This is a genomic window from Vibrio sp. V30_P3S12P165 (genome assembly GCF_009904905.1).
GTDB classification, from domain to species: Bacteria; Pseudomonadota; Gammaproteobacteria; order Enterobacterales; family Vibrionaceae; genus Vibrio; species Vibrio fujianensis.
On the sequence record NZ_WXWH01000043.1, the window covers coordinates 1 to 19638 of the forward strand.

Annotated in this window: 22 protein-coding genes and 1 other RNA gene; 7 read left to right on the forward strand and 16 right to left on the reverse strand. The window is 43.8% G+C overall.

Annotation, left to right across the window (positions count from 1 at the left end; all coding sequences use genetic code 11):
• On the reverse strand, window positions 1–153 hold a 153-nt coding region (locus CAG57_RS09430), incomplete at its 3' end, for a helix-turn-helix domain-containing protein (protein ID WP_161433708.1).
• Window positions 154–299: 146 nt separating this feature from the next.
• On the opposite strand from CAG57_RS09430, the gene CAG57_RS09435 reads away from it, so the two are divergent.
• Window positions 300–1112, forward strand: coding sequence for a hypothetical protein (locus CAG57_RS09435; protein WP_161427965.1), 813 nt, complete (start codon window positions 300–302; stop codon window positions 1110–1112).
• A 410-nt stretch (window positions 1113–1522) separates the two neighbouring features.
• On the opposite strand, the gene CAG57_RS09440 is transcribed toward CAG57_RS09435, so the two are convergent.
• The 4 genes from CAG57_RS09440 to CAG57_RS09455 form a co-directional block, all read right to left on the reverse strand.
• Entirely contained in the window at window positions 1523–1933 is a 411-nt protein-coding gene (locus CAG57_RS09440; RefSeq protein ID WP_202597901.1) for a type II toxin-antitoxin system YafO family toxin, read from the reverse strand.
• Complete coding sequence (locus CAG57_RS09445) at window positions 1930–2223, reverse strand: hypothetical protein (protein WP_161427966.1); 294 nt, start codon at window positions 2221–2223, stop codon at window positions 1930–1932. The genes CAG57_RS09440 and CAG57_RS09445 overlap by 4 nt, the downstream gene beginning before the upstream one ends.
• Window positions 2224–2551: 328 nt before the next feature.
• Window positions 2552–2648, reverse strand: an RNA gene (ffs, locus tag CAG57_RS09450) — signal recognition particle sRNA small type.
• Window positions 2649–2811: 163 nt separating this feature from the next.
• Complete coding sequence (locus tag CAG57_RS09455; protein WP_170886749.1) at window positions 2812–3549, reverse strand: hypothetical protein; 738 nt, start codon at window positions 3547–3549, stop codon at window positions 2812–2814.
• Window positions 3550–3612: 63 nt separating this feature from the next.
• Here CAG57_RS09455 and CAG57_RS09460 point away from each other — a divergent pair, with 63 nt between their 5' ends.
• Complete coding sequence (locus CAG57_RS09460) at window positions 3613–3774, forward strand: hypothetical protein (protein WP_161427967.1); 162 nt, start codon at window positions 3613–3615, stop codon at window positions 3772–3774.
• Between the two features lie 146 nt (window positions 3775–3920).
• Entirely contained in the window at window positions 3921–4778 is an 858-nt protein-coding gene (gene tesB / locus CAG57_RS09465; RefSeq protein ID WP_099612639.1) for an acyl-CoA thioesterase II, read from the forward strand.
• 203 nt (window positions 4779–4981) lie between these two features.
• Here tesB and CAG57_RS09470 read toward each other — a convergent pair whose 3' ends face one another.
• Entirely contained in the window at window positions 4982–5440 is a 459-nt protein-coding gene (locus tag CAG57_RS09470; protein WP_161427968.1) for an Lrp/AsnC family transcriptional regulator, read from the reverse strand.
• A 168-nt stretch (window positions 5441–5608) separates the two neighbouring features.
• Between CAG57_RS09470 and CAG57_RS09475 the strand changes: the two genes are divergently transcribed.
• Together CAG57_RS09475 and CAG57_RS09480 are read left to right on the forward strand one after the other, a co-directional pair.
• Window positions 5609–6676 carry a PLP-dependent cysteine synthase family protein gene (locus CAG57_RS09475; protein WP_161427969.1) on the forward strand — a complete coding sequence of 356 codons (1068 nt, stop codon included), beginning with the start codon at window positions 5609–5611 and terminating at the stop codon, window positions 6674–6676.
• A 204-nt stretch (window positions 6677–6880) separates the two neighbouring features.
• Window positions 6881–7363: a copper resistance protein NlpE gene (locus CAG57_RS09480; protein ID WP_099610197.1), complete on the forward strand. Its 483-nt coding sequence runs from the start codon at window positions 6881–6883 to the stop codon at window positions 7361–7363.
• An 88-nt stretch (window positions 7364–7451) separates the two neighbouring features.
• Here CAG57_RS09480 and CAG57_RS09485 read toward each other — a convergent pair whose 3' ends face one another.
• From CAG57_RS09485 to CAG57_RS09515, 7 genes are all read right to left on the reverse strand, one after another.
• Entirely contained in the window at window positions 7452–8618 is a 1167-nt protein-coding gene (locus CAG57_RS09485) for a tetratricopeptide repeat protein (RefSeq protein WP_161427970.1), read from the reverse strand.
• Entirely contained in the window at window positions 8602–9282 is a 681-nt protein-coding gene (locus CAG57_RS09490) for an energy transducer TonB (protein WP_161427971.1), read from the reverse strand. Before CAG57_RS09490 ends, CAG57_RS09485 begins: the two co-directional genes overlap by 17 nt.
• Window positions 9257–9658, reverse strand: a complete 402-nt coding sequence (locus CAG57_RS09495; RefSeq protein ID WP_099610194.1) for an ExbD/TolR family protein — start codon at window positions 9656–9658, stop codon at window positions 9257–9259. The genes CAG57_RS09490 and CAG57_RS09495 overlap by 26 nt, the downstream gene beginning before the upstream one ends.
• Complete coding sequence (locus tag CAG57_RS09500; RefSeq protein WP_161427972.1) at window positions 9642–10145, reverse strand: MotA/TolQ/ExbB proton channel family protein; 504 nt, start codon at window positions 10143–10145, stop codon at window positions 9642–9644. Before CAG57_RS09500 ends, CAG57_RS09495 begins: the two co-directional genes overlap by 17 nt.
• Window positions 10139–11434, reverse strand: coding sequence for a MotA/TolQ/ExbB proton channel family protein (locus CAG57_RS09505; RefSeq protein WP_161427973.1), 1296 nt, complete (start codon window positions 11432–11434; stop codon window positions 10139–10141). Before CAG57_RS09505 ends, CAG57_RS09500 begins: the two co-directional genes overlap by 7 nt.
• Window positions 11434–12135 carry a DUF3450 family protein gene (locus CAG57_RS09510; RefSeq protein ID WP_161430494.1) on the reverse strand — a complete coding sequence of 234 codons (702 nt, stop codon included), beginning with the start codon at window positions 12133–12135 and terminating at the stop codon, window positions 11434–11436. Before CAG57_RS09510 ends, CAG57_RS09505 begins: the two co-directional genes overlap by 1 nt.
• Before the next feature lie 577 nt (window positions 12136–12712).
• A complete protein-coding gene (locus tag CAG57_RS09515; protein ID WP_099610190.1) occupies window positions 12713–13567 on the reverse strand; it encodes a Tim44 domain-containing protein in 855 nt (284 codons plus the stop codon).
• Window positions 13568–13758: 191 nt separating this feature from the next.
• Between CAG57_RS09515 and CAG57_RS09520 the strand changes: the two genes are divergently transcribed.
• Both CAG57_RS09520 and CAG57_RS09525 read left to right on the forward strand, forming a co-directional pair.
• Window positions 13759–14349, forward strand: a complete 591-nt coding sequence (locus CAG57_RS09520; RefSeq protein ID WP_099610189.1) for a TetR/AcrR family transcriptional regulator — start codon at window positions 13759–13761, stop codon at window positions 14347–14349.
• Window positions 14350–14364: 15 nt separating this feature from the next.
• Entirely contained in the window at window positions 14365–16236 is a 1872-nt protein-coding gene (locus CAG57_RS09525) for an MFS transporter (protein ID WP_161427975.1), read from the forward strand.
• A gap of 59 nt (window positions 16237–16295) precedes the next feature.
• Here the strand turns inward: CAG57_RS09525 and menE are convergent, their stop codons facing one another.
• The 3 genes from menE to menB form a co-directional block, all read right to left on the reverse strand.
• The gene (gene menE, locus CAG57_RS09530) at window positions 16296–17693 is read right to left on the reverse strand and encodes an o-succinylbenzoate--CoA ligase (RefSeq protein ID WP_161427976.1); all 1398 of its coding nucleotides are present in this window, start codon (window positions 17691–17693) and stop codon (window positions 16296–16298) included.
• Window positions 17690–18682: an o-succinylbenzoate synthase gene (gene menC / locus CAG57_RS09535; protein ID WP_161427977.1), complete on the reverse strand. Its 993-nt coding sequence runs from the start codon at window positions 18680–18682 to the stop codon at window positions 17690–17692. The genes menE and menC overlap by 4 nt, the downstream gene beginning before the upstream one ends.
• 79 nt (window positions 18683–18761) lie before the next feature.
• The gene (gene menB, locus CAG57_RS09540; protein ID WP_099610202.1) at window positions 18762–19628 is read right to left on the reverse strand and encodes a 1,4-dihydroxy-2-naphthoyl-CoA synthase; all 867 of its coding nucleotides are present in this window, start codon (window positions 19626–19628) and stop codon (window positions 18762–18764) included.
• Window positions 19629–19638: the final 10 nt, after the last annotated feature.

The following is a 19638-nucleotide window of genomic DNA, read 5'->3' on the forward strand; positions in this document are numbered from 1 at the left end:
TTTTGCTCGTTGCGCGTAAGAGGGCATCTGATGCTGCTGCAAATGATGTTTTACGGTATTACGAGAAATGCCTAATTGACGGGCAATGTTACGAATGCTTTGGCCTTGTGCAAAGCGAACATGAATATCCACAAATGTCTCCTTGGTTAACATAAATCACCCGTATAAAAAATAAACGGATGATACCAAGTGGATCAGTTTTCGATGATCGTTAGTGGATCAGTTTTGCATGATCGGTGACATCAAGTTTCCTACTCATCCTCTAAAGAAGGCGCTGAAATAGTATTTAAGGATGAAATATGAAGAAACACGTTATTGCGATAGCGGTTAGTTTAAGTATCCCAATGGTAGCACATGCGATGGAGCCATGGAATAAAGATACTGTTTACAATTCGGGAGATCTAGTCACTCACCTTGGAGAGTCATTTGTATCTTCCTATTGGACACAAGGAACTGAGCCAGTAGTAAACGATATCTCTTGGGATGGCTGGATTCACATCAATGCAGATACGATTGACAACTATGAGCATGAAACACCTTATGCAGGAGGTTCAGTCGTGAACTTTGAAGGAGATATTTACCTAGCTAAATGGTGGGTTCAAGGAGAGTACCCTTCTAAGTCTGGCACTTGGCGTTTACTCGATGACTTAGAACCATCTCCAGACCCAGACCCAGACCCAGATTTAGACCCTAAATCTCCCGAGGCAATTGCGGGAGTTGATAAAGATAACAATGGAGTTCGTGATAGTTACGAAGTGGCTGTAACAGAGGCGTATCAAAACCCCCAAATTGTTCAACTGGCCATTAGCCTAGGTCTTGAATATACCGATATCAATGAAATTGCGTTTGATAAATCCATCCAGTTGTCAGTTGAGGATGCGACTAAAAAGTACAATGAAATTTTGGTCTTGGAAGAGTGTGCGGAGAAGTTGCTAAAAACAGGTGTTATTGAAATTACGCCACTAGAGCTGCATGCCGATACCTTGTACAGAGCGTTAACCTACCGAAACGGTAAAGAACGTATTTTCGAGCAGATGGAACACGATCTTGATGCGATTTTAACGATTGAGCAACCGTGTGTAGGGACAATGGCAGAGGAGGCGGTGAGATGAAAAAGCGCGCGACTATTCTTGGTTTGATGTCACTATTTTATGCTAGTACGAGTGCCGCTCAGTGTGAAGATAATGTCGATAAACTCCAGCTTGTCTACATCAACGGAATGTTTACTTCTTCAGAAGGGGCTAAGCAAAACGTAAGTGCTTTGAATCGATTCCAAGACAACTGTCTTTATACTGTAGAAAAGGCATCAGGCGTTAAATATTCCTATAACTACTCGGACTTCAAGCTCAAACGAATAGCCCACACTTGCTCATAGTAACTTTTAATAACCCCTAGATTGGTGACTTCGTATTACTTCTGGTAGGAGAAAGTAGTAATAATAGACAGTGCATGAGTATTTACTGTGAATTGCTTTGGGGCATTTTCGTGTTGTATCCCCCTTAACGACCTTGGACAAAACGGTTTAGAATTGCTGCCTAAATTTTTCAGCTATCAAACCCAAGTTATGCATGATAGTTCGATTACGGACTTGCTCATGAGCGTCAGGTGCAAGAATGGCGATTAACGGAAAACAACTAAGGTCATTCCAGCCTTGGCAATACACTAAGTGTTTATCACTCGTTTGGTAAAATTGGATAGAACTTAAGAACGGAGCATCACTAGCAGCTAAGTCAATGTGCCTAACTTCCTCTGACTTCAAGATCGGTAATGTATTGGGATGATCATAAGCTTCATCTCGACCAAAAAAATCTGGTTTTTGACCAGTCTCCTTATAGTATCTAAAGTCTTTAGTCAAAGATTGAAGCTCGCTTTCAGTAAGTGAATTAACTAAGATCTTATGCTTAAAAACTCTAATATTTAATGACTTACTCACTCTTGAAACTCACCCAAAATACTCTCATTAAGCTCTGTTAATGCTTGAGCATTCAGATCAGCAATGACTTCCAAGCGAGCACTCATTGGCCTAAATGATGAAACAGAGTCAGCATTCTTGCCTTCTAAAGCTTTTATCAGTCCTTCAAAAAAAGCGGCGCTCATCATATAACCAGCAGGCTCATTATTCGATAAAACTACGACTGGCTCCCCTGATAAACAATCTTTAAAATGCTTTCTAGCTTCGCTTGATGACACTGCTTTTTCTGCATAGATTTTACTTGTTTTCATAACACACCCGAGTACTTGATTGTGCATATAAGCATTGCATGCATGTTTGTACAGAATCAAATTGAAGTGTGTGCTGTCACGAAATGGGGCAAAAATCAGCTAGCCACGGCAGTTAGCTCAATGGTTGATAAATAAACTCTTTAATGTGCGGATTGTATTGGAGGTAAAAATAGAAATCGAATTCCTATGGAGTGAGTACGAATAACAGCGTCGTTCTTCAAGTTGATAAACTTACGGATGTGGTATAAGTGAGATGATTTCTTAGTTTAGCCGAAGATAGCGGCATGATTTTTGTTATAAATCTACAACAATATGACAAGAAGGGTGGAAGCCCCAGCCACATCCCGGCACACACGTCATTCGCTGTGGCTGCTTCCTTCCGGACCTGACCAAGTTCACGAACTAGTGTTGCGGGAGGACCAGAGCCTCCATAGTTCACTTTAACGCGTTGGCTAAAGAGTGCGTGAATTATCAGGCATCCCTAGTACTATTGCAACCCTAAATCCTGAGAAAAGCATACTCAATGAATTAACTGACCAGCAATTGAACAATTCGCCTAAAATGTAGCGTTTGAATACGGCGGTTCGATCAAGATATTGGTTCTTCGGTACTTTTTAATAGATAGTCCGTCATCCAAGCGGTCGATAGTAAGCATAGCCAAACCACAAAAACAGAATTAGGTACCTCTATGGCCGGAGAAATAACGACAGCCATAAATGCAATTGATGGCAACGTCCAACAGAGTAATTTGGCCCACTGAAATGATGACGCTTTGACTAACTGACTGATGATAGCGAGAAGTCCTGTTATGCACAAAGCCAGCAAAACAGCAAACGTTGCCTCCGCAATCCATAATGGAACAAGCAAAATTAACGCCCACCAATGACGATGTGGAGAGAATTTCCAACTATTGGCAGCCCACCAAATAGCCATCACGGAAAGTAACTGCAAAAAGGTCATACTGGGCGTTCCATCTAATTTTTCTGCCGACTGGGTAACCATTATCCCTACTTGCAAGGTCAGTAAAATCAACCCACTGACGGCCATAATGCCCATATTACTTGCCCGTGAAAAAGCAACCATCATCAGGGGAAACACGACCCACATACTGACCGATAATGCTGCTGGTTGATGCGCCAATGTGATGCCATACGTTGCCATGCCGATCAGCAGCACAAGACCAGCCAAACCACTGCGAGGAAGCACCCACAAAACCGGAATCAGTAAAGCAATGAATGGCAGCTCATGGGAACTCAAGCCAATGGTTTGTCCGCAAACCATGGCCAATACGATGGTGATCATAAATTGAAAGATGGACAATACCATACCCGCTCCTTATACCTATCCATGGTAACCATTGAACTAGGGCCTGTTAAGTATGGACCAATTTTGACAACAAATCTTTGCCGTAGTGCACCAAATTCCGTTTGTTGGTTAGTAACCTATGATGAAATGACCCGTTTAATCGGTTACTCTGGCTTTGCCCGTCAGGTAAGAAACATGTTAAGTCAATTGCCACAAGAGAGAAGAGAGCAAACTACAGCGCTGTGACGTCTTGTTGTACAAGTATCGTTTCAACATATTTCATAACGTCAATTCTCTCTTGACAACGATTTGATCTCTTTCACAAAATAGCGATTCCGACTTAAGTCGTAAACGAATTTTAGTCTGCAAGCAACCATCATTAGGTAAGGGTCATGAGTCAACCATTAAGCGAATTATTACGCCTGCTACAGCTTGAAAAGCTTGAAGAAGGTTTATACCGAGGAGAAAGCGAAAACCTTGGTTTACCCCAGGTCTATGGCGGGCAAGTCATTGGTCAAGCGCTCTCTGCTGCACGTTACACGGTCGATTCTGATCGCACCGTTCACTCCTTCCATAGCTACTTTTTGTATCCCGGCGACCCTGAAAAACCAATTATTTATGATGTTGAAAACCTGCGTGATGGAAGAAGCTTTAGTACCCGAAGGGTGAAAGCCATTCAAAATGGTCGACCTATCTTTTATCTCACCGCTTCTTACCACATCAACGCAACTGGATTTGAACACCAAAAAATCATGCCTGATGTTCCGGGGCCTGAAAACTTTGCCTCAGAATCTGAATTGGCTGCGCAAATTGCCCACCAATTGCCAGAATCTGTTCGTAATATTTTTTGTGGTGAAAAGCCGATTGAGATGCGCCCAGTCACGGTCATCAACCCACTCAAACCACACAAAGCCGAGCCAAAACAGTATTTATGGATCCGTGCGAATGGCGAAGTACCCAATGAACCATTGATCCATCAATATTTACTCGGGTATGCCTCCGACTGGGGTTTTTTAGTCACCGCGTTACATCCTCATGAAGTGTCATTAATGACACCGAAATTTCAAGTTGCCACTATCGATCACTCTATTTGGTTCCATCGACCATTTAAGATGGACGAATGGCTGCTATACGCAATTGAAAGCCCTACCGCCAGTGGTACACGTGGTTTAGTCCGAGGTGAAATCTATAATCAGAAAGGTGATTTAGTTGCCACCGCTATCCAAGAGGGCGTAATGCGCTTTAAGTAATATACCCTTCCTACTTGAAGCTGCAGGGGTGTTGGCTACATTCTTTCACCCCAATCACATAGCCTGTCTATGCTCATGGGGATGATGAGAGCCATCCGTGGCCCTCACCAAAGGCCAGCCTACGGCTGTTCAAATTTGTTCCAGACAAATTTGTCACTCACTTGCCGCCTACCTGCAACTCCAAGTTGTTTGGGTATAGCATATTACAGCGGTAAAGCGGTGGTGTATTTCAAAGACTCCATCGCAAAGGTCGAGGTCACATTATTTAATCCATCCACTCGGTTAACGAGCTTTTTATAAAACTGGTCAAAGTGCTTCATATCTTTGACCAGTACTTTCATCATGTAGTCATACTCCCCTGCCATGCGATAAAACTCCATCACCTCCGGATATTCAGACACGGTTTCAGCAAAACCTTGATACCACTCATGCGAATGATCATTGGTTTTTACCATCACAAAGGCAATAAATGACAAGCCTAGTTGTTCAGGATCAAGTAAAGCCACTCGTTGCTTAATAATTCCCGATTCTTCTAGTTTTTTTAAACGCTTCCAACAAGGCGTTGTGGTCAAGTTGACCGCTTCGGCTAATTCATTGAGTGATAAAGTCCCATCTTTTTGCAACATCGATAATAATTGCCTATCCACTTTATCCAATGACATCCCCCCAGTGATAGAAAATATTTCTATAAAAGTAGCAAAACACAGGTAAATTAACCAACCTTTTCTCTACACCATGAGGTTAAATTACCTATATATTCTCATGACTTTCTGATCCATTTATGGACAGTTGAGAGTGAATTAACGTGCAAGATAATTAGGAAGAACCCTATGTGTACCGATCATCAATGGATTAACAATGCGATTCGTAAGATAGAAGCGGATTTTCAACGCTCTGCTGATACGCATTTAATCAAACTCGACCTTCCCTGTATTTCTGGCGTCGATCTTTATCTTAAAGACGAAAGTACCCATCCAACAGGGTCACTTAAACATCGCTTAGCTCGCTCTCTGTTTCTTTACGCTATTTGTAATGGTTGGGTTGGCCCTGATACGCCAATTATTGAATCTTCATCTGGAAGTACTGCTGTTTCTGAAGCTTATTTTGCTCGCTTACTTGGTTTGCCTTTTATTGCCGTCATGCCTAAATGTACTGCGCATAAAAAAATTGAACAAATTGAATTTTATGGTGGCAAAGCGCATTTAGTTGAGCGAACTGATCAGATTTACGCGGAATCTCATCGACTAGCTCAAGAATTAAATGGCCATTATATGGACCAATTTACTTATGCTGAGCGAGCCACTGACTGGCGCGGAAACAGCAATATCGCCGATAGCATTTTTAAACAAATGCAAAAAGAAGAATATCCGATTCCTACTTGGATCGTGATGAGCCCAGGAACGGGAGGAACCTCGGCTACCATTGGTCGATTCATTCGTTATCAACAATACAACACTAAACTATGCGTGGTAGACCCAGAAAACTCGGTCTTTTTTGACTATTATCACACCCGCAATCATGCGCTGACCTTAGAATGCGGCAGTAAAATTGAAGGAATTGGCCGGCCGCGAGTTGAACCCAGTTTTATTCCAAATGTCATTGATGAAATGCGAGTTATCCCAGATGCTGCGAGTATTGCGACCATTCATTGGCTAGAAACCATCTTAGGTAGAAAGGCTGGTGCTTCAACAGGCACTAATTTATACGGCGCATTATTATTGGCCAGCGAAATGAAGCAACGAGGCGAACGTGGATCCATTGTGACGTTACTGTGCGATAGTGGCGATCGGTATCTCGATACGTATTACAACCGTGAGTGGTTAAAAAACAATATTGCTGACCTCTCTCCTTATCTGGCCAAGCTAGAAACATTCCAATCTTCTGGTATTCTCGACTAGTTTTATACTATCCAAACTAAAGTTACAATCGGTCTAAAGCTATAGCCAGTTTAAAGCTATAGCCAGCCTAAAACTATAGAGAGGTATCATACCTCTCTGATGCTTTATATCAAAAACATGACGCCTCCTTGACTCGCTCAACATAAATGACCGCCATAATAACCCCATCAACAACCACTTGAGTATGGATAAAGGAAAGGCATGATGAAAAAAACATTTTTCGCACTGAGTGCACTGACATTAATGTTGGCTGGCTGTGATAATACCGAGCCAACGGCGGCTACAACAGAGCCTGCGATCTCCTCACACAATGGCTCACAGACAGAGGCGGCAATCGATGAAACCTTTACCTCAGAGCACACCGCTTATAATAGCCTTGATTGGCAAGGCACTTATCAAGGTGTCCTTCCTTGCGCCGACTGCGCAGGAATAGAATATACCTTGACTCTAAATGACGATCTAACCTACACCCTAACTGAAATTTATCAAACGGATGAGGAAACTAAACCCTTGACTAGCACAGGGAAATTCCACTGGGATAAAAATGGTAGCGTGATTACCTTAGAAGATGGGTCCGACTCTGCTAACCAATATTTCGTAGGAGAGAATATTTTGATGAAATTGGATATCAACGGCGAAAAAATCACCGGTGATTTAGCCACACTCTATCATTTGAAAAAACAATAACTGATTCACTGTCACTTCAAGTAACCATAAAGCGCTGGCCAATGGATCACTAGCGAGCGCTTTATGGTTACTGTTGAGCCTGATTAAGTTACTCACGGGTTAAATAGTCTATTTGGCTTAACCATTGCGTCGCCAGTTCGTGGTAACGGGTACCAGCTAGACGCTGAAAAGAATCTCTCGCGCTATCCCAACGTTTTAATTCAAACTCACTAATGGCAGCGAGCAACAACCAGTAATGATTATTTTCATGACTTGCCTCTAGTCGTTTAAACAAATCGGCAGCCTGCTGCCAGTTACCTTGCTGATAAGCTAATAGGCCCTGTAGCGCATAAGTATCTTTTTTCTCTGATTTTGCTAACCATTCTGCTGCTTTAACTTTATCACGGGCTAATAAATAACTTTGCGTCAGCAAGGGTTGATAACGGGGATGATCACTGAGTTGAGGGTGTTGCTCTAGTACTTGTATCGCGCGATCAGGCGCATGAAAACGCAACAATAACTGTGCATATAACATCATACTTTGCTGTGGCAGACGATTCGCTTTATAAGCACTACCTAATGCATTCACCGCTTGCTTTTCCTGATCTAATTTTAAGAATGAGTAAGCATATTTTTCCCAATATTCAGCGTTTTCCGCATACTGAGAAACCAACCAGCGCAGTACTCGATTAGCATTATGCCAATCCCCTTGTTGCTGATACAAGGCGAGTAAAAAGCGTTCTCTTTGCTCAGTGTTCTGATACTCAACAGCACGTTCCATTGCTTTGGCTGCATCACGATAAGCTTGTCGGTGGAATAAACTGTATGCCTTTAACGAGTACAGCTCAGCAGACTGAATTGCCGACGCATTCTCTTCTATCGCTTGCATTGCAACAAACCAGTTATCAACCCGCTCAATAACGGTGTTATAGCTCTGAGTTTGATAATGCAATTGGGCTGACAAGTTCAGCAGTTCAGGTTTACGTGCCTTATCTTGATTAAGCCTTAATAAAGACTCTACCGCAACAGCTGCACAATCGTATCGGTTGAGTGCAACGCATGCTTGGAGTTGCAAGTGAGCAGCCATCTGCTGAGATTGCTGATCTGAAGATTGTACTTGTTGCACAAATCGCTCGATCGCACTCAATGTCGTCAAAGGATCTTTTTGCAGCTGCATTTGCAATCGTTGGTAAGTTTGATAATCGTCAACCTCAAAACTGACACAAGGCAGAGAAACAGCCAACCCCAAGGCGAGTAAACTATGTTTCCAATTCATAACGTATCGTGATCCTTTGCCATTGTTTTTCTTCGGGTGCCACAAATCGCCAACGAATGACCGCTCGTTTCGCTGAGCGAGCAAATACCCCAGGCGGCTCTTCTGCTACAACTTTAATCTCTTGTGCTCGCCCCTCTTGATCAAGATAAAGATCAAGTGTGACAAAGCCTTCTATCCCATCCCGTTTAGCTTTCGCCGGATAACGAGGTGGGATCTGAATGACAGGTTTAGCCTGTGCCATCGCGCTGCTGATCATACTGCCAACCCCATTCCCTTGCGGACTAAAAGTCAGATTGACGATTTGTAAATCAGGCTTATTGGTTTCTATTGGCACCTTCATATTGGGTAAAGCTACTGAAGAATCAAATGCTAAGGTTGATAAATTCAATATGGTTGGTGGCGGTGGCATCGAGGCACTTTGTGGTGCTTGGCTAACGTCAACCGATTGATCTTGCTCTGGTTCCATATGCTCAAACGGCCTGGTATGAAAAACCGTTGACAAATGAATCGAGTGAACGCGATCAACCTTTTGATTGCCAAGTGTTAGCCAATACATAAGCCAAACTAGCGCAAAATTGATCAATAGAGCGATGAACCACGGTTGTTGCAACCAGCGATAGGGTAGCCATTGGCAATGGTTAGGATTCTGTAGCCACAGCGACATTGTTCACCCCTGCAATTCTAACTTTATCAATAACTTGGATAAGACGCCCACTATTAACTGATTTATCGACATCGATCACAACAGACACATTATTTGCTTGGGTGACTTTTTGTTTAATACGGCTTGTTAACATCGCGACCTCGACCGCTTGATTATCTAACCAGATTTGCCCCTGTTCATCGACCGACACGGTGACAGAAACACTAGAAAGGCTATCTGTAATCTGACTATTGGGACGCTCAACCTTGATCTGATTCTGCTGCTGGAATGATGCTGATAAAATAAAGAAAATCAGCAAGATAAATACCACATCGATCAAAGGAGTCATGTCTACATTGGCTTGCTCGCTTGACTCTTCACTATGACGAAAACGCATTTTGCACCTCGAGTTGACGACGCAAACTCGCTAAGTAACGGCGCTTACGCTGGTTTAAGTGATGAACAAAATAGACCCCCGACAGCGAGGTGACTAAACCCGATAGCGTGGTAAGTAATGCTTGTGAAATCCCACCAGATAACTGACGTTGTATATCCAGTTGATTAAGCTGCTGAAAACTCTCAATCATCCCGTCGACCGTGCCAAGTAAACCCAACAGAGGTAACACCTTGACTAAAATTGATATCCAAGGAATCCCTTGATTTAACTGTTGCTCTGCTTGATTTAACCAAGCACGACAAACCGATTGATACCGATGATTCGATAACCCAATTTGCAAATTATATTGCCTCGTTATCTCAGGCACAAAGCGAGCGCGACAACGACTTTGATGACGATAAGCTTGTGCTATCAACCACCACATCACTATCGATAAGGTCATAACCCCCCAAACTAAAGGGCCAGCAGTATAAATAAAATTCAGCATTTATCCCCCTGAACGTCAGCTTGCTGACGGATCACTATCAACCCCGCGCTCTGCTGTTCCAGCACCTCAATCAATTGAGTACTTTGAGCTTTTAACCCGCAATGCAGCAGAAGCAGTGGCACCGCGACAATCAGGCCCATCTCTGTGGTTAATAAAGCTTGTGATATACCGCCAGACAACAGTTGGCTATCAGCACTGCCATGCTCAGTAATCATGCGAAATGTTTCGATCATCCCCCCAACCGTCCCCAAGAGACCAAGCAGCGGCGGAACACTCGCAAAGACAGCAAGGCTGCCTACACCGATTTTAAAACTGGGTACTTCCTTGAGTACCGCTTCATCAATCACCGCTTCAAGCTGTGCACCCTGACATTTTTCGCTCGCCAGTATCACTCGCCCTAAAGCATTCCCCGCATTGGCTTGATGCGCCAATATTTGTGTATCAATCTCACGCTTCGCTTTTCTCAATGCCAAACCACGAACCACTGCAATTGCAACACCAATCATGCCGATCAATACGATCATAACCCCAACCACACCGGCTGGTTTGATACGCTCTAACCAAGTCGGTGCATTCGCTTGCTTATCAAGCAGTGCTCCAAAACTTGGGTCAATAAGCATCTGTTGTTGATCCATCCCTACGGTGGGTTGAGGTGCCATCTCCATCCAAGTTTTTTCACTTGGCAAATAGCGTAGCCAGCGTGGGCGATCCTTCATCACATACGCATTAAATGGGCCAAACTGAGTCACCTGAGCCAACTGCTGCTCACCATTTGCCAGCACAATGGATTGCTTACTGCGCAGCACCTTACTGGTAAAAACTGACTGTTCCAGCAACGCCACCCACAACCGCTTAATATGCGCCAGATCAACAGACTGTTCTTTTTTAGCCATAAACCCAGATTGGTCAAAGAGCCACAACCCATGAGGTGAAACACGCTGCATCATTAAATCGCCATGTTCGACCACGTGCTTAAAGACACTATTCATCGATTCACGTTGTGTTTTATATTGTGCTCTTCTCTGTTTCAAAGACGCTTGTAGCTGCAAAATACGATCTTCCAGTGCTATATTATTCGCATTGGTCTGTTTTAGTTTGTCTTGAGCACGAGCCAGCATGTGGCGTGCATCTCTTAACTCTCCAATTACCTGTTTAATCCGTTGATCAGCTTGCTGTTTTTCAATCAATGAACCTTGCTTTACTTGTTCTAGTACTCGATCCAATTCAGAGGCGAGCACACTCGCTTGCCAGCCAATCGCCAGCGCTAACATTAGCCATACTGATTTCATTACATGGTCTCGATTTTCACTGCTGGAAGAGTGAGAAGTGTAGGTAACTGCTGGCCCTGTGCGACCTGCGCTGCGTGTTTTATGGAGCGGATCCACTCTGCTGATAACGGTTGCCAACCTTGATCCCATACACCCGCTTTGGCTTCATCCGGCGTAAAGTAATAAAAACCTAACCGCCCGACTCGAACAAAGTTAACCAAATTACCATCCAGTTTCCCTTGCCAACTTTCCGTGGTATAGCCGTAACTGAGTTCGACCTGATAGGCATCAAGTACAGAGAGAGTTTTTTCACCTTCAGATAAACTTGCATCAAACAACTGGCGGCGTAAATTTTCAATTCTTGCCTGGCGCTCTGCCAATAAAAAAGGCGCATCTGCTGCGACAAATTGCGCCAAAGAGACAACCATGTCTTCCAATAATGGGCCTAACATCATACGAGTTAAACGAAGTTGAGCTTGGCTTTCGTCCATCGCCACTAAGGCATTTTCAAGTTGAGCGACTTGTTTTACTAACAACTGGTGATACTTATCGGCCAACTGTTGTGCACGGATCACTTGGCGATATTGTTCGATAACCTCAAGATGTTTATCATCAAGACCTTCCACCTTGATTTGTGCCTGTTGGCTAGCGATTAATCCCTCTGAATCTTGTTGCAAAATCTTATCTATTTTTTCAGCAACCGCGTTCCCTGACGCAGCCACACAACCCATAACCCAACACAATCGTACTCGATTCCGTATTTGCTTCTTCGTTATCAATACCAACCTGACCTCTCCGACATTACTCTCATCCCCAAATAACTTGGCGTTGCAAATAAGCGGTAAGTGAATGACAAACGTGCACAGCCAAAGGCTGGTCTTGGATGAAGACCAAGAATGATTTTCACACATGAGCATAAATACACGATGTGATGAGGACAAACGAACGTTGCCAATACCGCTGCAGCTTCAAGTAACCAGGAGATAGTTAATTACCGTCATTTTCCGACAAATGCGTACATCGTCTGTGGGAAAAAATGGCATCAGTCTAAAAATTTACGGCGAAGACTATCATCAAATACAAATGATAACAATTATTATTCTTTATTGATATTTTGAATAGATGATCAACTGGTTGGACACAATAAAAACAAACGATACCCAAACAACTTGGAATTGCAGGTAGACGGCAAGTGAGTGTCCCCTCAGTCAAAGATGACCGAAATAAAACTGAGCTCCAAATAGCATAACGCCCAAGACAAGCTTGGGCGTTAATCAATATGATCGGGGAAAAGGTTAATTAACCTTGAATACCAACAATCAACCACGGCGCATTGGGTACGCTAAGATCACGTTCTAAATGCCAAATATCTTGGATATCTTCTTCAATCTGCTCGCCAGCGTCACGATATCGTCCACTAAACTGTAAGCTTAATTGAGCTTTGTTCACATCATAATCGGCACGGACAATTTCCGCATCAACATACATGACATCGGTTTGTGGTTCGTGATCTAGCTTGGCACGCTCTGCTTTTAAATCTTCAAATAAGCTAGCTGAAACATATTCTTCTATGGTTTCAAGCTGATTATGATTCCAAGCCCCTTGTAAGATTCGGTAATGCTCGCGAGCACCATTAATAAATGCAACCTTATCAAATCCAGGTGGATAGTTATGAGGGACGTCGCTATGCCTTTGCCCACCAAAACCACCAGTAGGATTTGTCTGTTCAAAGTTGTGTACATTAGGCTGATTGACACTACTATACGCTGGCTGCTGATGTTGATTGATCGATGTTTGTTTGGCACCGAGTAACCCCCGCATCAGTTTAAAGATCACAAAAGCAATTAAGCCAATGATCAAAATATCCATAAACTGGATTCCTTCAAAGGCTCCGCCAAAGAAAGCAGCCAGTAATCCTCCTGCCAATAAACCACCCAGCATTCCGCCCATTAAACCTTTCTTATTCGACGTTGCTGCGGTCGTTTTTGCGGTGTCTTGCTGTTTTAATGTATTGGTATTTTGTTGTTTCTGCGCTGGGGCAGTTTTAAAGCTTTTACCAAATGATTTACCACCACCAAACTTTTTTGCGTCAGCGTGCGGTACGACCATCACAGATACCATCAGTAAAGCCATAAAAGAGAACAGACGTTTCATATTTATCCTTAAGCACTAGAAAGCTGTGTTACACACTATCATCATATCTGGTTCACTAAACCAAGCAAACTATTTGACTTTATTGACATGTATCAGAATATTGCAGCGCGATTCAGTTGACGCCCTATAAGGGGCTGTTTAGAATATCGAACATTGTTCATTTTTTTATTCTGCGAATTTAGTAGTCTATTATGGCCCGACGAAACGATCATACTCGAGAAGAGCTGGTCTCTTTAACCCTGAAAGCAGCCAAAGAGTTTTTGAGTAAGCATTCCTACCATGAAATGAGCTTACGCAAAATAGCCGCCATGATCGGGTATGTCCCAAGTACGCTGGTTAATGTTTTTGGTAACTATAATTTACTCTTGCTACATGTTGTGGCACAAACACTCGATGAATTGGCTTATGAAGCTAAATTAGTGGTCAGTCAATGTCAGGATCCGAAAAAGGCGCTGTACCTATTAGCCATTTGTTATCATGATTTTGCACACAAAAATCCTTATCGCTGGCAATTGATTTTTGAACACAATATGAATGGTGAGGTGTTACCAGAATGGCAAGCTGAACGAATTGAACAGATGACCAGTATGCTAGAAGGGCTATTGCAGATCATCGCACCGCATAAAACGCAGAACGAAATATTACGCACAAGCCGTGTATTATGGGCTGGCGTTCATGGGATAACCTTACTGAGTGTCGATGATAAATTCTTTGCTAAACAGCCGGTTGATGGTAAAGCGTTGATCGACGATCTTCTCACTCAATATTTGTCTAATTGGTAAGGTTAAGGAACACTAATGCCGCATTCTCAGTCATCGTTGTTGACTCAGCAGCGCTTCCTTCCCTACTTCATCACTCAGTTTTTTGGGGCTTTCAACGATAATATTTTTAAAAACGTTTTGTTACTGCTTGTTGCATTTGCCAGTGCTGATACTCTTACGATTTCCAGCCATCTTTTTATCAACCTCGCTGCCGGGTTATTTATTCTTCCTTTTTTCCTCTTTTCTGCCTCAGCGGGTGTGTTAGCTGATAAATATGAAAAATCAGAGTTCATTCGCCGTGTGAAACTGTTTGAAATCGTAATTATGTGTATCGGTGCGGTCGGTTTTATCACTGAAAACTATCTCTTACTACTGATCATGTTATTTCTGATGGGAACGCAATCAGCATTTTTTGGCCCAGTGAAGTATGCCCTGTTACCTCAACAACTCAAAACCCACGAACTAGTCGCTGGCAATGCCTTGGTTGAAACCGGTACTTTTTTAGCGATTTTATTGGGTACGCTTGGTGCTGGAGTGATTGCTTCTGCGGATCATGCACTGATGATTGCTGCGGGATCTGTTGTGCTATTTGCGGTATTGGGCTACATTTCTAGCTGGTTTATCCCTTCAGCTCCGGCTAGTAATCCTCACCTGATTTTTCAATGGCAACCGATACAACAAACACGCAAAACACTTGCAATTGCTAAAAGTGATCGCACCATTTTTCAAGCAATGATGGCGATCAGCTGGTTTTGGTTTTTAGGCGCGACTTATCTCACCCAATTTCCTAACTTTACCAAGCTTTTTCTCAATGGTGGTGAAAGCGCCGTCTCATTTCTACTGGCGCTATTTTCTATCGGGATCGCCATCGGTTCATTGGCCTGTGATAAACTTTCAAATCATCGCATTGAGATTGGCCTTGTGCCGTTAGGCAGTTTTGGTATTAGCCTTTTCGGATACTTAATGGCAAGCAGTATTCCTGCCACTTTACCTGCATTTGTTCACTTTGACGATTTTATTGGCTATGCCGCACTCTGGCCCCTGTTTAGTTATCTGTTATTACTCGGAGTATCAGGAGGGATTTTTATCGTCCCACTCTACGCCTTAATGCAGCAACGAGCCAAAACGACCGAACGAGCGCAAGTGATTGCAGCACTCAATATTTACAATGCACTGTTTATGGTGGGGAGTGCTCTACTCGGTATTCTTTGTTTAACACTTCTATCACTCAGCATTCAGCAATTATTTCTTTTACTGGCGGTACTCAATTTTTTAGTCGCCATTTATCTGTTCTTACAGGTGCCTATTTTTGTGGTTCGTTTATTGGTATGGGCGCTGACTCATACTATTTACCGCGTAAGACATAAGCATTTACACCATCTTCCAGAACAGGGAGGTGCACTGATTGTTTGTAACCACGTCAGCTATATGGATGCCTTATTGCTGAGTGCCGTTTGCCCGAGATTGATTCGCTTTGTGATGGAAGAGGATTACGCTAATCTTCCGATTTTAAGACGCTTTTTACGTCGCGCTGGCGTGATCCCTATTTGTGCCAATAAACGCAGCTCTATTCGTCGCGCTTTCGCTCATGTTGAACAAGCGCTACAAGAAGGACACTTGGTTTGTATTTTTCCTGAAGGTCGCTTAACGTCTGATGGTGAGATGAATCCATTTATGCGTGGGATGGACGTAATTTTAAAACGCAGCCCCGTACCGGTTATTCCAATCGCGATTAAAGGCTTGTGGGGCAGCTTCTTCAGCCGCTACCAAGGTCGAGCTTGTGTTGGTTTTCCGCGTAAATTATGGTCAAAAATTGAAATTGAAGTAGGAGAACCGGTTCCCAGCAGTGACGCATCAACCGAATTGATGCAACAACGTGTGGCCCAATTACGTGGTGACAGGCAATAAGAGCGGTTAACCTGTTTGGCTGTCGCGACAGCCAAAAAGCTGATTTACCATCTCACTGACTACAGTGTGCGATATTGCAGATAATGCTCGGTCAGCCAATCTTTCAGCGCCTGACGAGAAACTTTAATACCTTGATGCATTAGTGATTCAGGCATTGGTAAATAGTCAATGGGCCATTTAAACTTTTCTAGCCGAGTTGCACACCATTCATTCCCTTGCGCCACTGAAAAAGGCAATGTACTTTGTATCATCGCCAGTGGACGCGCACCAAAGATCTCATCGGCAACTGGGACAATAATTGCTTGTTGAATCGCTGGATGGCGATTAAGTATCGCCTCAATTTCTTCGCAATGGATATTTTCGCCTCCCGAGATAAACTGGTTATCTGCTCGGCCGATGATCACCAATTCATTCTCTTGCCAGTAGCCTAAATCTTTACTATCAAACCAACCCTGAGCATCTTTTAATGGTGTTAACTGACTGTGATAATAGTAACCACTCGCTAAGGTATCTCCTCCGATGTAAATACGCTTATCGTGCAGCTTGATGGTTCGCCCTGCTAACACATGGCCAGCACTAGGGTGGTTGTCAACTCGTTTTGCCGTGATCGTCGACGCCCCTTCTGTCATCCCATAGCCCAACCAAGTATCTATGCCCCGCTCTGCGGCTTGGTCAGCTAATAACGGCGGAATGTGACTTCCTCCCAACAAAACTCGGGTGAGTGTCAATGGCTGTTCATTGTCGAGCAGGCGTTTCAGTTGAGTGGCCACTAGTGAGGCATGGCTTACTCCTTGTATATCTCGCGCTAAATCGCCACTACCTATTTTTAAACACGCGCCAGAGTATAACCAACGGTAAATAATGGCTAATCCCGAAACATGATACAAAGGCAGGCTCAATAGCCAAGTATCTTGCTGAGTAAATGAAAACTCTCGCAGCAATCCTTCAGCAGATGCAAAATGTTGCTGGTGTGTATGGGCGACGGCTTTAGGTTCACCAGTTGAACCAGAGGTAAAAAGTAGTGTCGCTAATTGTTCAACCTGATAGCACGACCGCTGGCATGGCGCGCTAAACTCGACCTCTGAGTTTATTCTTAACCGTTTTATTTTCGGCCACTGCTGTAATAAGGTTGACTCAGCGACCCCAGCCGAGGGCGCGAGCCACAACCACGGTTGACCTGCGCCATACAGTGTTGCCAGTTTATTACATAATGAGGTGATAGGCTGAGGCATGGTCAACGCACAAAGTATTCCCTTTTGCATTGCAGCGAGTAACAAGAATACCGTCTCTGGATGGTTTTTCCCAACCAAGGTCAACACGTCACCTTGGGTCATGCCTGCCTGTTGCAAAAAACGAGCATATTGATTGATCACTCGAGTCAATTGTAGCCAAGTAAGTTGCTGATGCCCCGACAATAACGCGACTCGTTGTGGATCATGTCGTTGCCAAGGTGTCATGCCGACTGCCAAACCAACGTTTGCTGATCTAATGGCATTACCGGTAAATCACATCCCGGCCAAGCAACCTCTAACTGAGCGCTAAAAAGGCCGATGGTGTCTAATCCGGGAATCTCATTCGGTAAGTGAGCGTGAGCAAAACGGGCTAATTGGGTCAACCCTAAGCTTGATTCAATACTTGAGCTAATCACCACTTGAATACCTAAAGCCTGCGCTTTGTTAATCAGGCCGATACAGCACTCAACTGAGCCAATTAATGTGGGTTTAATGACGATCGTTTTTACCCCGGTTAAATCCTCAAGTTGAAAATCATCACGGCGTATTGCGTGTTGCAAGGTTTCATCCCACGCAATGGCAATTCCCGTATCAATAGCAAAAGAAAGGCTATCACTTGGTATTTGGCAGGGCTCTTCTATAAAGGCAATCCGCCCTCTTAACGAGGGAGTAATATAATGCGCAAACTTGGTCGCTTTTTCTTTACTCCAAGCACGGTTTGCGTCCAATCGTAAATAAAGTTCAGGCATCGACTCTAAAAATAGATTCACTAACATTCCATCGCGAATCGGTTCGTAAAGCCCAACTTTAACTTTTGCTATCTTTTGCCCAGGCATTGCATTCAACTGTGGGATTAACTCGTCGGGATCGCCAGTACATAACGGAGCAACTTGGTACTGACCAGCTTGCGGCAAACCATCAGCGAGTTCTAACTCTGCCATAGAGAGGCCAAACGCGACCGATGGAAAAAGGCGATCCAAACATAGCGATTGACCGTTGACCCATAATGCTAGCTGCTCTTTCGCTAACGCCCCAGCTTCTTCAAGTGACTCAAGACTAAATCCAGCCAAAGGAGCAATTTCACCCCGACCGATTTGACCATTTTCATGCAACTCAACGATAAACCCAACCCGTTCTGTTAGCTTTTCATTACGGAGGACCACTCCGCTATCCATGGGTAATCGATATTGGTACAGTTTTGCGCTGCGCCTCATACTGTCATATTCCTTTGTTGTGAAAAGTAATCACCGCCGCGACTACGCCGCAGTGATATTTAGCAAGTTGCCGACCTTTTTATGGGTTCCGAGGAAATTTATTAAAGTTAGGACGACGCTTCTCATTAAAAGCATTTCGGCCTTCTTGGCCTTCATCTGTCATGTAAAATAACATGGTGGCATTGCCCGCTAATTCTTGTAAGCCCGCTTGACCATCACAATCAGCATTGAGCGCTGCTTTTAGGCAACGTAATGCCATTGGGCTATGTTGTAACACTTCACGACACCAGCGAACGGTTTCTTTTTCCAAGTCAACAACAGGAACCACTGTATTGACTAATCCCATCTCTAACGCTTCTTTGGCATCGTAGAAACGGCATAAAAACCAAATTTCGCGCGCCTTTTTTTGCCCAACGATACGCGCCATATAAGAAGCTCCCCAACCGCCGTCGAACGAACCAACTTTCGGCCCAGTTTGACCAAATTGGGCATTATCCGCCGCTATTGTTAGATCACACATCATGTGCAAGACATGTCCACCACCAACGGCCCACCCAGCAACCGACGCGATGACCGGTTTTGGACACGTACGAATTTGTCGTTGAAAATCCAACACATTAAGGTGGTGAGTACCGGTATCATCTTGATAACCGCCGTAATCACCTCGAATTTTTTGGTCGCCACCAGAGCAAAAAGCATCGTCACCTAATCCGGTTAAAATAATGACCCCCACCCCTTCGTCATAACGTGCATCAGCTAACGCATGAATCATCTCTTTCACTGTTTGGGGACGAAAAGCATTGCGCACTTGGGGGCGTGCAATGGTGATTTTAGCTATCCCGTCTGGCGATTTGTGGTAATGAATATCTTGATAAGTGTCAGTACAATCGTGCCAGACCACTGGCGCATAAAGTTCTTGTTCTGAAATGCCTACTGTTTTAGCCATGGTAATTTCC